At 59.0% G+C, this 13,532-nt stretch carries 13 protein-coding genes; 9 read left to right on the top strand and 4 right to left on the bottom strand.

Going from position 1 to position 13,532, the window contains the following annotated elements; genetic code table 11:
• Positions 1-240: 240 nt before the first annotated feature.
• Positions 241-1,050, bottom strand: coding sequence for a creatininase family protein (locus ACN0SY_RS11120; protein ID WP_417687186.1), 810 nt, complete (start codon positions 1,048-1,050; stop codon positions 241-243).
• 165 nt (positions 1,051-1,215) lie between these two features.
• On the opposite strand from ACN0SY_RS11120, the gene ACN0SY_RS11115 reads away from it, so the two are divergent.
• Entirely contained in the window at positions 1,216-2,205 is a 990-nt protein-coding gene (locus tag ACN0SY_RS11115; RefSeq protein ID WP_417687185.1) for a putative metalloprotease CJM1_0395 family protein, read from the top strand.
• Positions 2,206-2,216: 11 nt separating this feature from the next.
• Here ACN0SY_RS11115 and ACN0SY_RS11110 read toward each other — a convergent pair whose 3' ends face one another.
• Entirely contained in the window at positions 2,217-3,005 is a 789-nt protein-coding gene (locus ACN0SY_RS11110; RefSeq protein WP_417687184.1) for a YEATS-associated helix-containing protein, read from the bottom strand.
• 157 nt (positions 3,006-3,162) lie between these two features.
• On the opposite strand from ACN0SY_RS11110, the gene ACN0SY_RS11105 reads away from it, so the two are divergent.
• Positions 3,163-4,305 carry an MFS transporter gene (locus ACN0SY_RS11105; protein WP_417687183.1) on the top strand — a complete coding sequence of 381 codons (1,143 nt, stop codon included), beginning with the start codon at positions 3,163-3,165 and terminating at the stop codon, positions 4,303-4,305.
• A 54-nt stretch (positions 4,306-4,359) separates the two neighbouring features.
• Here ACN0SY_RS11105 and ACN0SY_RS11100 read toward each other — a convergent pair whose 3' ends face one another.
• Together ACN0SY_RS11100 and ACN0SY_RS11095 are read right to left on the bottom strand one after the other, a co-directional pair.
• Complete coding sequence (locus ACN0SY_RS11100; RefSeq protein ID WP_417687182.1) at positions 4,360-5,703, bottom strand: 8-oxoguanine deaminase; 1,344 nt, start codon at positions 5,701-5,703, stop codon at positions 4,360-4,362.
• A 185-nt stretch (positions 5,704-5,888) separates the two neighbouring features.
• Positions 5,889-6,278, bottom strand: a complete 390-nt coding sequence (locus ACN0SY_RS11095) for a RidA family protein (RefSeq protein ID WP_417687181.1) — start codon at positions 6,276-6,278, stop codon at positions 5,889-5,891.
• A gap of 371 nt (positions 6,279-6,649) precedes the next feature.
• Here ACN0SY_RS11095 and ACN0SY_RS11090 point away from each other — a divergent pair, with 371 nt between their 5' ends.
• The 7 genes from ACN0SY_RS11090 to ACN0SY_RS11060 all read left to right on the top strand — a co-directional run bounded on the left by ACN0SY_RS11090 (position 6,650) and on the right by ACN0SY_RS11060 (position 13,515).
• Positions 6,650-7,651 (top strand): ABC transporter substrate-binding protein, encoded by a 1,002-nt coding sequence (locus ACN0SY_RS11090; RefSeq protein ID WP_417687180.1) that lies wholly within the window; start codon positions 6,650-6,652, stop codon positions 7,649-7,651.
• A gap of 144 nt (positions 7,652-7,795) precedes the next feature.
• Positions 7,796-8,617, top strand: a complete 822-nt coding sequence (locus ACN0SY_RS11085) for an ABC transporter ATP-binding protein (RefSeq protein ID WP_417687179.1) — start codon at positions 7,796-7,798, stop codon at positions 8,615-8,617.
• Positions 8,618-8,619: 2 nt separating this feature from the next.
• Positions 8,620-9,486, top strand: a complete 867-nt coding sequence (locus ACN0SY_RS11080) for an ABC transporter permease (protein WP_417687178.1) — start codon at positions 8,620-8,622, stop codon at positions 9,484-9,486.
• Positions 9,487-9,488: 2 nt separating this feature from the next.
• Positions 9,489-10,820 carry a cytosine deaminase gene (locus tag ACN0SY_RS11075; RefSeq protein WP_417687177.1) on the top strand — a complete coding sequence of 444 codons (1,332 nt, stop codon included), beginning with the start codon at positions 9,489-9,491 and terminating at the stop codon, positions 10,818-10,820.
• Entirely contained in the window at positions 10,817-12,223 is a 1,407-nt protein-coding gene (locus ACN0SY_RS11070; RefSeq protein ID WP_417687176.1) for an FAD-binding oxidoreductase, read from the top strand. Before ACN0SY_RS11075 ends, ACN0SY_RS11070 begins: the two co-directional genes overlap by 4 nt.
• Positions 12,224-12,340: 117 nt before the next feature.
• Positions 12,341-12,922 (top strand): NAD(P)H-dependent oxidoreductase, encoded by a 582-nt coding sequence (locus tag ACN0SY_RS11065; protein ID WP_417687175.1) that lies wholly within the window; start codon positions 12,341-12,343, stop codon positions 12,920-12,922.
• Positions 12,922-13,515: an NAD(P)H-dependent oxidoreductase gene (locus tag ACN0SY_RS11060; protein WP_417687174.1), complete on the top strand. Its 594-nt coding sequence runs from the start codon at positions 12,922-12,924 to the stop codon at positions 13,513-13,515. Before ACN0SY_RS11065 ends, ACN0SY_RS11060 begins: the two co-directional genes overlap by 1 nt.
• Positions 13,516-13,532 lie beyond the last annotated feature (17 nt).

Genomic DNA, 13,532 nt, shown 5'->3' with positions numbered 1-13,532 from the left:
AATCCTGCCCCCGCAACCAGATCAACGAAAACATATAAAAAGCCTCGCTCAAACGCAGCGCTTATGCCGGTTGAAACCCGGGAACGGCAGCCCGTTCGGCTCGCGAAAGGTCCATCTTCACCTACGATCGTAGCGCGGCGACAGACAAAAATCTCAACGGCGAGCGCATAAAACAATCAAATGCCGAAAGCGGGAGGAGGGTTACCGGATGGTCGTCCTTATCCGCGGGTGAACGAGCATCTATCCCTCCGGTTGCCAGAGATCGTCGACGTCAAATGCGTGGATGTCATGCAAGAGATCGACAAAGCCCTGCGCTGCATGATCCAGTGAGAGTTTGCCTTTTTCCGCTGTCGCATTGGCCGCATTGCCGAGAGCACCCGCCGGATTGAGGTCCTGTGCCTTCCAGCCATACTGCTGCGGGCCGTGGCCACGCAAGTACTTGTAGTTCTTGATATAGTCCTGCTGGGCCGACCTGAAGTCGCGTGCCTGGTCCATCCGAACGAGGTCCGGATGCAGATGGAGCATGATCGAGGTTTCGATATCGCCGCCATGAATTCCGTATGTGAATTCTTCCGCCGGGAACAGTCCCTCGGGTTGCCCGAAGCGCGCCCATGCGGTGGCCGTAACCAGCATTTCGTAGTGGACGCGGAGCTCCCTCGCGACGATATCGATAATCGGGACATTGCCTCCATGAGAATTGATCAGCACGAGCTTGCGGATGCCTGCTCTCGCAACGCTCTCGCCGATCTCGTACCACGCCTTTGTGACCGTCTCCCAATTGAGCGTGAGGGTTCCCGGCGAGGAGATATGCTCGTTCGATTTTCCGATCGCCTGAACGGGAAGGAATGTGGCGGGTAGGTCGGCGGGCAAAAGCTCCACCACCCGTGCAATCTGGCCGTTCGCGATAGCAGTATCGGTGATGACCGGAAGGTGTGGGCCATGTTGTTCGATGGCTGCAACCGGCAAGACAGCGATCCAGTCTGATACATCAGGTGAGGCAAAATCCGTCGTCGTCATTTCATGCCAGAACCGGCGCGGAAGCTTGGCCATTTGAAAACCTCAAAAAGAAACAGATACGTGCAGGCCAACAGTAGCGATTTGCAGCCGAAGCGTCAGGCTTGAATTTTGAGCAGTCAGGTCACGATCACGGAATTCTGAACGCGGACGTTAATCGCCCTTAACTTTCCACTAGCAAGACGCTGGCAGACTTCCGCAATGATCAGCGCGGTGTTGTCAAATTCAGCGATTTCGTCCGTGCGGGGTAGTGGCCTCGCAGCGGACCCGCGCGGTTTTGCCAACAGCGATGCCGATGCACGCGGAAACGCTTCGTCCGAGCAGGCCGAGGGCAGTCCTGCAAATCGCAGTCAAAGCAGTGGCAACGTCCAGCCTCTGACGCTGCAAGCGGTTCTGGCTCTTCAGGAAGGGGCTGAAACGGCGACAACCGCCGATGCCACAGCCGACAATGAAGATGCCGTAACCCGCGGGAATGACCGAGGCACAGAGGACCGTGATGCTGAAGGCTCTGCGCCCGGGGCTGATCAGGGCGAAGCCGGTGCTCCTGGTAGCCGGTCTGCTGCTTCGACTGCCAGTTCGGACCAGGGAACGTCTGCGACAGACGAGGGGGACTCTGATGGCGACGGCCTGAACGAAGCCGAAGAGAAACAGGTCCGCGAACTTCAACAGCGCGACCGTGAGGTTCGGGCGCACGAACAGGCACATGCGCGGGTCGGCGGCGCCTATGCGGGCGCTCCGTCCTATTCCTTCCAGCAAGGCCCGGACGGAAAGCGGTACGCGATTGGCGGGGAGGTTTCTATCGATACCTCTGGCGAGCGGACCCCCGAGGCGACTATTCGCAAGATGCAGATCGTGATCCGTGCTGCGACCGCTCCCGCCGAGCCGTCCTCCCAGGATCTGAAGGTTGCCCAGCAGGCCCGCGCGCAACTGGCAGAAGCGCAGGCCCAATTGCGCGCCGAGTCTGCGGAAGCGCTGCGCGGGGACGATGCCAAGGCAACTGACGGTTCCGCATCCGGCCGAAGTGATACAGGCCCCGCAGGAGCTGATACAGAGGCTGGTGGAGCGGCTGACCGGCCTAATGGCGACCGTCGATCAGATACGGTCGTCGCATCACGGGCTTATGCAGCCGGTGGCTTTTCCGTGACAGGCCGTGACGAAAGCACAGCGCGTTCAAGCGCCCTGTTTGCATAGAGACGGCTTGTTCATTTCCGGTCTATTGCATTGAGCACCGAGCTTCCGACCGGGGTGACCCGGAACCTCGGATCGCCGGTGGTCGGAGAGGTCGTTCGTTCCGCCAGACCCTTGGCAATCAGTTCCTCGACAACCTTGCTGGCGGCCGGTCTTGGCAGCGAAGCATCCTTGGCAATGCCGGATGTCGTTCGCATCGTCAGGGTTCCCGCGGCACGCAAAACCTTCTTCTGTTCATCGTTCAGGGCGTCGGCCGTCTCTGCTGCAACTTCAGGAGCGACAGCAGGGGCTGGCGGCTTGCCTGCACCCGCCGCCGCAGTTGCACCCGCACCGCTGCCGACCGGCACCTGAACATTGTCGCGCAATTCCTCGACGTCTTCTCTTGCCTCAGCCGCCGTGTGCCGGAGCTCGACGACTTCCTGCTGCATTTCGCGGAGAACCTTCTCCGAAATGGTTGTCATGAACGCCCTGGCAGAGAAACCGGCCACAATGCAGAACCCGGCAAAGATGAAACCGTTCTTGGCTTCTGCGAACGCGCCGTCCTTGCCGATGAGGTCGGACTGCGCCATGGAAAGGAACAACGGGACAGCCAGCGACACGATCATGCCGACCACAACATATCCGAACCACTTGTAGCGGATGTTCTCTGGTTCACCGTCACGCTCGGGAGCCAGAACCCACGCCGCGAATCCGCCAAGGCCGCCACATAGCAGCATGATCAGAACGACAGTTATCTGACCTGACCCCAACGTTGTCGCCTGCGTGGCCGCAGCGGCGGTATTGGTAACTGTGTCCCCATCCATCTTTCAGCCTCCCTCTGAAATGCAACGGCTTCCGGAATGAAACCACCGAAACTCTGTGAACCGGGCCATCCGCACCTTGCGGATCCTGAAGGGCATCCATAGGCTCCGTTCCAACCTGCCAGTTCCGGCAAGATAAACCCATTGGTGTTCTGTGATCTTGATACAAAACAAACGTGCACGCCACGCGGTGGGTGCGGTCTTTTTCGTGCTGGGCACGCTGATTGGTGTCTGGGCAACACGTATTCCGGATATCAAACAGATCCTCGAGCTTTCGGAGTCCGAGTTCGGAGGAATTCTACTGGCGATGGCGTCGGGAGCCGTGATCGGATTTCCGATTTCCGGACATTTGGTCGATCGTTTCGGTGCTGCCAGGGTCGCCAAGGTATTCGCTGTCGCGCTCGTAACAGGGTTCGCTTTCCTGCCTTTCGCGCTGATCGACTACGTCGTCGTAGCTGCTTTTTTCATCACCGGCTTTGGCATTGGAACATTGGATGTGTCCATGAATGGCTGGGGTGCCGAGGTTGAACAATCGCTCGGCCGTCCGGTGATGTCCTCTTATCACGGTCTCTACAGCCTTGGTGCCGGTGCGGGCGCAGGGGCAGGGGTCCTCGCGCTTTGGGCGGAGCTATCCGTTACAGCGCACTTCATTGGCTGGTGCCTGATGTTGACACCGCTCGTTGCCTTTGCATTGACGACCTCCTGGACGTCGGAAAGCACGGCGACAACCGAGGAAAAGCCTCCAGTCTTCGTCTTGCCGCGTGGTGCCTTGTTCGTGGCTGGCATCATGGCGCTCGTCGCAGCGCTGGCCGAAGGGGCGGTAACGGATTGGGCGGCGCTCTACCAGATCCAGGAGCTGGGATTTGACAGTTCGGAAGCAGCCATAGGGTTCACTGTATTTTCGATCGCGATGGTGGCCATGCGCCTGGCAGGGGATCGGCTGATCGCCCGCTATGGTGGCGCGCGGGTTGCACGCATCAGCGGTGTGGTTGCGGTGATCGGAGTGGCATTCCTGGTGTCAGGAAGCAATCTGGTGGTTGTCGCGGTCGGTTGTGCGATGATGGGGCTGGGCAACGCCGTCATCTTTCCTCTTGCCATCTCGCGGGCAGCATCCGAGCCGGGTTTGTCAAAGGGCGCGGGCATCGCATCCGTCGCTCTTCTCGGCTATGGCGCGTTTCTCTTCGGGCCTCCCGTTCTTGGCTTCATCGGAGAATTCTGGTCGTTGCGACTTTCCTTTGTGGTCGTCGGCGCATTGAGCCTGCTGATCATTGCCGGGGCGGGTGTGTTCCGGGCGAGGTCCTGATACCTGGACCTGCCGGATGCCGCAGCGGTTGACCGCGGCATCGTTATTGCGGCTCTAGAGACTTTCCAGAAAGCGTTTTGCGGCTTCGCCATGCTCGTGACGTAGGCGCGCGATATCTATGGTGGTCGGGGTGCCATCAACGACCCTCCATTCCCCACCGACCATGACGCGGTCCGCGATGTGAGCTCCGCACAGAACGAGGGCCGCAATCGGGTCGCCCGCACCGGAAAAGCGGAGTTCATCCAGGGCGTAGAAGGCCACGTCGGCCATTTTCCCGATCCGAAGTGCACCGATATCGTCGCGGCCAAGACACCGGGCTGATCCTTCCGTTGCCCATCTGAAGGCGTCAAGATGGGTGACAGAAGCGGCGTCGTAGGTGAGGCGATTGATCATGAGAGCGTGACGTACGCCTTCGATCAGATTTGAGTTGTCATTGGAGGCTGACCCGTCGACGCCCAATCCGACGGGAGAGCCGGCCGCTTCCAGTTCTTTGGTCCGGCACTGCCCTGAGGCCAGCACCATGTTGGACGTCGGGCAATGACAGACGCCGACGCAAGCATGCCCGAGCCGGCGAACCTCGTCGTCATTGAAATGGATCCCGTGCGCAAGCCAGACCCGCTCGTTTAGCCAGCCACAGTCTTCCAGATAGTCGACCGGACGGCAGGAGAATTTTTCAAGGCAGTAATCGTCCTCGTCGAGCGTTTCGCCGAGATGGGTATGCAGGCGGCAATCATATTTCTCGGCCAGACTGACGCTTTCGCGCATCAGGCGTTTGGTGACGGTGAAGGGGGCGCAGGGGGCGAGCGCGACCTGCAGCATCGAACCCCTGGAGGTGTCATGGTAGCGGTTGAGCACCCTCTCGCAATCGGCAAGGATCGTATCCTCGTCCTGAACCACCGTGTCGGGCGGAAGTCCACCGTCCTTCCGGGAAAGGTTCATGGAACCACGGGTCATCGTCATGCGGATGCCGACCCGGTCTGCCTCCTCTGCCTGGATGTCGAGTGCGCTCTCAAGGCCTTGCGGGAAGAGATAGTGGTGGTCAGAGGCCGCCGTGCAGCCAGACATCATAAGCTCGGTCAGGGCGAGTCGGGTCCCAAGACGGAAGGTCTCCGGCGTCACGTTTTTTGCCCAGATCGGATAGAGCGCCTGTAGCCAGGGAAACAGCTCCTTGTTGATCGCCTCCGGATGCGCGCGGGTCAGGGTCTGGAAGAAGTGGTGATGTGTGTTGACCAGTCCGGGCGTGATCACGTGCCGCGAGGCGTCGAAAGTCTGGTCGACAGGGAGCATCGGATCTCTGCCGCTGCCGACCAGTTCGACGATAACACCGTCTTCGACGACGAGGCCGCGTTCGGCCCCCTCGGCAAGGATTGCAATCGGGTCCTTTATCCATAGACGCATGCGTGTAGGGTCCTTTGTCTGGACCTGCAGGCTTAGATAGCAATCGTGAAGCCGATTGCCCGAGTTCCGAACAGGAATGAAAGCGACGTAGAGTGGATCTTCGAGGCTGGCCTCCGCAAAGCCCCAAAGCCTAATGAATATTTCTCCGGCCGGGGCCTCAAGACAAGTCCAAACATAGCCTTGTGTCAGGCCGGTGCGGCTGCAATAGCCTCGATCTCGACGACGAATTCCTCGCGGGCAAAGCCGCTTACGATCATGAGTGTCGATGCCGGAGGCGGCGTGCCGATGAATTCGTCTCGCGTCTTCATGTAACCCGGCAGGTGTTCGCGTGCGGTGACATAGGCGTTGATGCGCACAAGGTCGTTTAGGGACATACCTGCCTCCGACAGGATCGCGCGGATATTCTCGAAGCAAAGACGTGTCTGGGCCTCGACCGTATCCGGGACGTGGTCTTCAGGCGTGATCCCTAGTTGGCCGGATGCGAAGAGCAGGCGGTGGCCCGGCGGTACTTCCACCGCGTGGCTGTAGCGCGCAAATGGCGCTCGGATCGTGGACGGGGTGAGAGCTTTGGTCATCAAAGAAAACTCGCTCGCAGGCAGGAGTGGACAGGCGCGAGCCTACGGGAGCGTGAGCAGAATAGGCAAGCAGACGCTTGGCAAAGCTTGCAGCAGATCTCTTGGCAGTTTGCTCAAAAACTAGACATGATGACGACGTGGGATAAATTTCGACATACTGGGGGCTCTTTGGAATTACGGCTGGCGGATTGGAAACACCGGACTTTCCAAGGGTTGCGTGGGTTGCGCCAGGTTCTGGCATAGGCCTTGCTAATTACATCCGGCATGATTGCCTGATCCGCTCCCAGGGCCTGTGGAGGCACAGCGGCAGAGCACAATACCTGTCTGACCCCATCAGACTGGTCGAGAGCTATTAGGAGAGGTGAGCCAACATGCATTCATTTTTTAAATACAGCGTCGCAGCAGCAGCCCTTTTTTCCTCCACCGCAGCGTTTGCCCTTGATGAGGTGAAGTTCGGCACCAATTGGCTCGCCCAGGCCGAACACGGTGGCTACTATCAGGCCGTCGCGGACGGCACCTATGAGAAATACGGCCTGAAGGTTGAAATCGTTCAGGGTGGGCCGCAAGCTGCAAACCGTGCACTTCTCCTTGCCGGAAAGATCGATTTCTACATGGCGGGCAACATGCTTCAGCCACTTAATGCACTTGCCGAAGACATCCCCGTCATCGAGATTGCCGCGATTTTTCAAAAAGATCCGCAGGTCATTATCGCCCATCCGGACCAGGGGCTGGAAAACTTCGAAGACCTCGCGAAACTCCCGACGATCTTCATGGGCAAGGACGGCTTTGCCTCCTATTTCCAATGGATGAAATCGGCTTATGAGGGCTTCCGGGACGACCAGTACAAGCCCTATACCTTCAACCCGGGTCCGTTCCTGGCCGACAAGCAGTCCGCGCAGCAGGGATACATAACCTCCGAGCCCTACGCGATCGAAACAGAGGGCGGCATCAAGCCGAAGCTATTCCTTCTGGCGGATGCCGGCTTTGAGACCTACTCAACGCTGATCGAAGCGCGCAAGGACTATGTCGAGTCCAACAAGGACCTGACCCAGCGGTTCGTCGATGCCACCATCGAAGGCTGGTACAACTATCTCTATGGCGACAACGCTGCGGCCAATGAGTTGATCAAGTCAGACAATCCGGAAATGACAGACGATCAGATCTCCTTCTCGATCGAGACCATGAAGTCGTTCGGTCTCGTTGAGTCCGGCGAAGCCCTCGAGAGTGGTATTGGGTGCATGACCGACGCCAAACAGCAGGCTTTCTACGACGCCATGGTCAAGGCCGGTGTCGTTGCCGAGGGTGTCGATATCACCAAGGTCTACACGACGGAGTTCGTGTGCAAGGGCGTTGGCATGGATCTGAAGGGTTGAATTCAGGTCCAATGGATCTCCATTGAATCCCGCCTTCTGCTAGCATGACGGTGCCCGGCGGTTCTGCCGCCGTGCACCGCCTCTGCCAGCAATCCAGATGCATCGCGCATCCAGCCGACCTCCGGCCCGACACGGAGCCCTCACGTGACTTCAGCAACGGCACACCCGTACGCTCCCGACCTTTCCATGAAGCCGCTCGTCAGCCTGGGCGGGATTTCAAAAGTCTTTTCGAACGGAACGACCGCGCTCCAGAACATGAACCTGGACATCCGGCAGGGCGAGTTCGTCAGCCTGCTTGGACCGTCCGGGTGCGGAAAGTCCACGGTCCTGCGGATCATTGCAGGTCTTGGGGAACCGACGACAGGAGCAGTCGAGTGGCCCACCTCGGATCACGATGCGAGCGGCAAGGCATTGCCGGAGATCAGCTTCGTGTTCCAGGAGCCCACCTTGATGCCCTGGGCCACGGTTTTCAACAATGTCTGGCTTCCCTTGCGTCTCAAGGGGATCTCCAAAGCAGCTGCTCGCGATCAGGTGCTGGAGGCGCTTGCAATGGTCGGGCTCGACAAGTTCTCGGAAGCCTATCCGCGAGAGTTGTCGGGCGGCATGAAGATGCGTGTCTCGATTGCACGTGCGCTTGTGACGCGCCCGAAGATTCTTCTCATGGACGAACCTTTCGCCGCGCTGGACGAGATCACCCGGTTCAAGCTCAACAACGACCTGCTGCACCTTTGGGAGCAGTTCGGCTGGACGGTGATCTTCGTCACGCACTCTGTGTTCGAGTCCGTCTATCTCTCCAGCCGGATTGTCGTGATGGCCGCACGCCCTGGGCGTGTCGTCAACGATATGCCTGTAGAGGCGCCTTATCCACGTGACGACGCGTTTCGTACCTCCGCCATCTACAATGATTATTGCAGGGAAGCATCTGCTGCCCTGCACGCCGCAATGGAGGCGAATGATCATCTATGAGCTTGAGCAACCAAGTTTCCGAAACCATCGCAACGCCCGCGGCCCTGGACGAACCGGCGCCGGTCTTCGCTTCTAAGGGGTCCCTGCGGGAAAAGGTTCTAAAGGTTCTGATCCCGGTCGCGATGCTCGGTCTGCTGATTGTCGTATGGGCCTGGTATGTCGCCGCCTATGACGTGCCGCATTACATCTTGCCAAGTCCCATTCGCGTGGCGCAAGCGCTGGTCAACGACTGGGGGACCCTGTCGGGCGCACTACTGATCACCTTGAAGATAACGCTGACTGCCTTGGCAATAGCGCTCGTCGGCGGGGTGGCTATTTCCATCATCATGGTGCAATCGCGCTGGGTCGAGTTGGCGCTCTATCCCTATGCGGTCATTTTGCAGGTAACCCCGATTGTCGCGATTGCGCCGCTGATCCTGATCTACGCGCCAACGACGCAGGCAGCCCTGCTGATCTGCGCATGGATCGTTGCCTTCTTTCCGATCCTGTCGAACACGACGCAGGGTCTGAAGTCGACCGACCATAATCTCCTCAACCTGTTCGAGCTCTATGGCGCAACGCGCTGGCAGACGCTCCTCTATCTGAAGCTGCCAAACGCGTTGCCGTATTTCCTCGCCGGTCTTCGCATCGCGGGCGGTCTGGCACTTATTGCCGCCGTGGTCGCGGAATTTGCAGCGGGCTCGGCAGGGGCGCAGTCGGGCCTTGCCTACCGCCTTCTGGAATCGCAATTCCGGCTCAACATCCCGCGGCTCTTCGCAGCATTGATCCTGCTGTCGGCAACCGGTGTCGTGATCTTTGCGATTACCAGCTTCATCTCCCATCTCCTGCTGCGCAAATGGCACGAGAGTGCACTCAGGCGAGAGAACTGATCATGGCCAACGTCTTGCCGTCGGATCTTCGAGGCGATTTTGTCCTGCGCCGCGCGAGTGTGTCTGGCTGCCTTCTTCCCCCTGATTTTCGCGCGGTGGCACAGGGTGATCTCGCAATCGTGGATATCGAGGTTGTCTCCGGCGCTATCCGCGCCCTTAGGCCCTCAGATGCCGTTGAGGTCGCGGGCGACGCTGTTTTCGACATGGACTACGGCATGGTCTTGCCGACACTCGTCGACATGCATACCCATCTCGACAAGGGACACATCTGGCAGCGCAACGCCAATCCGGACGGAACTTTCGGTGGTGCGCTTGCCGCGGTTGCCGAGGACCGGCTTGCTCACTGGAATGCTGAAGACGTCAGGACCCGTATGGAGTTCGGGCTCCGCTGTGCCTATGCGCAGGGTACATCGGTGGTCCGGACGCATATCGACAGCCTGCCGCCGCAAGAGACCATCTCCTGGCCGGTGTTCGAGGAAGTGCGTGCCGAATGGAGTGGCCGAGTTGAGCTTCAGGGTGCTTGTCTCTTTGGTATCGACCGTCTGATCGACGAGCCCGGGTTCCTTGACGTGATTGCGGACCGGGTGAAACAGGCGGGCGGGGTCCTTGGTGCTGTGACTTACATGGTGCCGGGACTGGACGGTTTGCTGGATCGCATTTTCGAAGCAGCAATGAGCCGCGGACTCGATCTGGATTTTCATGTCGACGAGACCAACGACCCGGCTGCGAAATCACTCAGGCACATCGCCGAGGCAGCCCTTCGCGCGAAATTCGACGGCAAAATCGTTTGCGGTCACTGCTGCTCGCTGGCGCAACAGGACATGGAGGAGGCCGACAGGACCCTCGATCTGGTTGCTTCGGCTGGGATCGGCGTTGTCTCGCTCCCGATGTGCAACATGTATCTGCAGGATCGCAGCCCGGGGCGCACACCAAGGTGGCGCGGCGTAACATTGCTGCATGAGATGAAGGCACGTGGCATTCCTGTCGCCGTAGCCTCGGACAACACGCGCGATCCCTTCTATGCCTATGGGGACCTGGATCTGATCGAGGTTTATGCGCAGGCGACCCGAATTCTCCACCTTGACCATCCGGTCGGCGACTGGATCAGCGCCGTGTCTACCGCTCCCGCCGGGATGCTCGGCGTTCCGGCACCGTCCATTTCCGATGGCGCCGCAGCCAACCTGATCCTGTTCCGCGGTCGGAACTGGAGCGAACTCCTGTCACGACCCTCTGCACCGCGCGACGTCATACGTGACGGATTTACCCTGAACGATCGCGTCCCCGATTACCGCGAACTCGATCACCTGATGACTGGAAACGGAGCTGTCTTATGAGCGTTCTGGAACAACTCAAGGCCGGGCTCAACGGTTTGCAGATCGAGGACAATCCGCAAATCGTGAAACAGAAAAGCCGCGACTTCTTCTGGTACTCACCGGTCCTGAAGAAGCAGTTGGACGAGGTCACTGGCGATCTGGTCGTCACGCCGAAGTCGGAAGCTGAGGTCATCCAGGTTCTGAAAACCTGCTACGAGCTCGATGTACCCGTGACAACGCGAGGGGCCGGAACCGGAAATTACGGCCAGGCAATGCCACTCGCCGGAGGGGTCATCCTGAACCTCGCCGAGATGAACCGGGTCAAGGAAATCAGGCAGGGCTCGGTTGTCGTCGAACCGGGCGCGATCATCAGCAAGATCGATGAGGAATGCCGGGCACATTCCGGACAGGAACTGCGGCTCCATCCTTCGACCTATCGCACGGCTACGATCGGCGGCTTCATAGCGGGAGGTTCCGGCGGAGTCGGGTCGATCAACTGGGGTGGCCTGCGCGATCTCGGTAATGTCATTCGCCTTCGTGTCCTTACGATGGAAGCCGAGCCGCAGGTGCTGGAACTGACCGGCGAGGACCTTCAGAAGGTCATGCATGCCTACGGTACGAACGGCGTCATTACCGAAGTAGAGATGCCGTTGACGGCCGCATATGACTGGGTCGATGTTCTTGTCGGCTTCGATGCCTTCATGGACGGCGTTGAGTTCGCAGATGCCCTGGGCAACCAGGACGGTCTTCTGCTCAAGGAGATTGCGCCGATCGCGGCACCCGTGCCTCATGAGTATTTTCTCCGGCATCAGAAGTTCATCCGCAAGGATCAGTCCGTGGTCGTCTGTATGGTCGCACCCTTCGCGATGGATGCCTTTGCCACGTTCGTCTCGCGCAATCGAACTGCGTCGATCCTGTATCGCTCGGACACAGTATCGGAAGAGGTCAGGAAGGGGTTGCCACCCGCATACGAGCTTGCATGGAACCACACGACCCTTCGCGGTCTGCGGGTCGACCCGTCGATCACCTATTTGCAGGTCCTCTATCCCTATCCCGATCAGGTGGAGAAGGTCCGGACGATGGTGAACCTGCTGGGAGAGGAAGTGCCTGCCCATCTTGAGTATGTTCGCTTCGACGGCAAGATAACGTGCTTCGGCCTGCCGATTGTCCGCTACACCAGCGAGGAGCGGCTCAACGAAATCATCCGGCTCCACGAGGACAATGGATGTCCGATCTTCAATCCGCACCGCTACACGCTGGAAGAAGGCGGAATGAAGCAAACGGACGAGGTGCAGCTTGCCTTCAAAAAGCTCGCTGATCCCAAGGGACTTCTGAACCCGGGCAAAATGATTGCCTGGGAAGACCCGTCCTACGACTATTCGTCGAACAAGCTCTTTCTCTTCCCCGGATTGCAAGCCGGGTAGGTAGTTTCTTACACGATAGCCATTTCAGGTGGCCGCCCGGTTTGAGCTTCAGACGGGCCGTCCCATAGGCATGTCCGGAATTTGACAATTGATCTCGAAATAGAAACGGAGTGTGCGATGCGGGTCTTCGTCTTGTTTGCCCATCCCGTCGAAAACAGCTTCGGAGCGGCGCTCCATGATGAAGTTCTGCGAAGTCTCGAGCAGGCGGGGCACGATGTCGATGACTGCGATCTTTATGCCGAAGGGTTCGATCCGGTGTTGTCTCGTAAAGAGCGCAACGCCTATCACGACCTTGACGCCAACCGCGAGCCGGTTGCCGAATATGTCGAAAGGCTGGAGCGAGCAGACGCGATGGTCATCGTTACACCGGTCTGGAATTTTGGGCACCCAGCCATCCTGAAAGGCTTTTTCGACCGAGTTTTTCTCCCGGGCGTTTCCTTCAAGATGAAAGACGGCAAGGTTGTTCCTTGCCTGCATCACATCCGCAAGCTCGCCGTGGTGACCACATACGGAGGGACTCGGCTACGCGCGTTTCTGGTTGGGGATCCGCCGCGAAAGATTGCAACCCGAGTGCTACGGGCTGTCATAAAGCCTGCGGCGCCGGTGGGCTATCACGCCCTTTACGACATGAACCGACGCAGCGTTGATGAGCGGCGCCAGTTTCTCGACAAGGTCAGGTCAGCGATGGAGGCGTTTTGATGCGGGTGCTCGTCATCTTCAGTCATCCGTGCCGTGAAAGCTTCAACTTCGGCGTTGTTCAAACCGTCCTCCAGACACTGAAGGAACAGGGGCACGAGGTCAGACTGCGGGATCTCTACGAGGAGGGTTTCAACCCGGTCATGCATGCAGACGAGCGGCGGGGCTATCATGATGAAGGTGACAACGTCGCTCCGGTCGCCGAATATGTCGAGGACATTGTCTGGTGCGAAATGCTCGTCTTCGTCTATCCGACCTGGTGGTACGGTTTGCCGGCAATGCTGAAAGGCTGGCTCGACCGGGTCTGGTTACCCCATGTGACCTTTTCGATGCCCACAACGGAAGCCGGTTCGCGGCCCAAGATGCAGCATATCCGGGCGATCGCTGTCGTGACCACCTGCGGCGCGTCATGGTGGTTGTCCAAGCTGGTGGGAGAACCTGGCCGCAAAACGATCCTTAGGGGGCTGCGGGCGTTGTGTGCTCCGAGGTGCCGGACGCTCTACCTGGCACACTACAAGATGGATACTTCGACGCCTGAGAGCCGGGACCGGTATCTGACGGATGTTCAGCGGAAACTGTCTGCCTTTGCCGGTTAAGGAACACTCCAGCGGAA

Source organism: Roseibium sp. (genome assembly GCF_048261595.1).
Lineage (GTDB): Bacteria > Pseudomonadota > Alphaproteobacteria > Rhizobiales > Stappiaceae > Roseibium.
This window is presented reverse-complemented; position numbering and strand designations above follow the sequence as displayed.

Coding starts and splice junctions, on each gene's coding strand:
- ACN0SY_RS11090 (WP_417687180.1), top strand. CDS start 6,650: ATGCATTCATTTTTTAAATACAGCGTCGCAGCAGCAGCCCTTTTTTCC.
- ACN0SY_RS11065 (WP_417687175.1), top strand. CDS start 12,341: ATGCGGGTCTTCGTCTTGTTTGCCCATCCCGTCGAAAACAGCTTCGGA.
- ACN0SY_RS11075 (WP_417687177.1), top strand. CDS start 9,489: ATGGCCAACGTCTTGCCGTCGGATCTTCGAGGCGATTTTGTCCTGCGC.
- ACN0SY_RS11070 (WP_417687176.1), top strand. CDS start 10,817: ATGAGCGTTCTGGAACAACTCAAGGCCGGGCTCAACGGTTTGCAGATC.
- ACN0SY_RS11110 (WP_417687184.1), bottom strand. CDS start 3,005: ATGGATGGGGACACAGTTACCAATACCGCCGCTGCGGCCACGCAGGCG.
- ACN0SY_RS11060 (WP_417687174.1), top strand. CDS start 12,922: ATGCGGGTGCTCGTCATCTTCAGTCATCCGTGCCGTGAAAGCTTCAAC.
- ACN0SY_RS11115 (WP_417687185.1), top strand. CDS start 1,216: ATGATCAGCGCGGTGTTGTCAAATTCAGCGATTTCGTCCGTGCGGGGT.
- ACN0SY_RS11095 (WP_417687181.1), bottom strand. CDS start 6,278: ATGACCAAAGCTCTCACCCCGTCCACGATCCGAGCGCCATTTGCGCGC.
- ACN0SY_RS11100 (WP_417687182.1), bottom strand. CDS start 5,703: ATGCGTCTATGGATAAAGGACCCGATTGCAATCCTTGCCGAGGGGGCC.
- ACN0SY_RS11120 (WP_417687186.1), bottom strand. CDS start 1,050: ATGGCCAAGCTTCCGCGCCGGTTCTGGCATGAAATGACGACGACGGAT.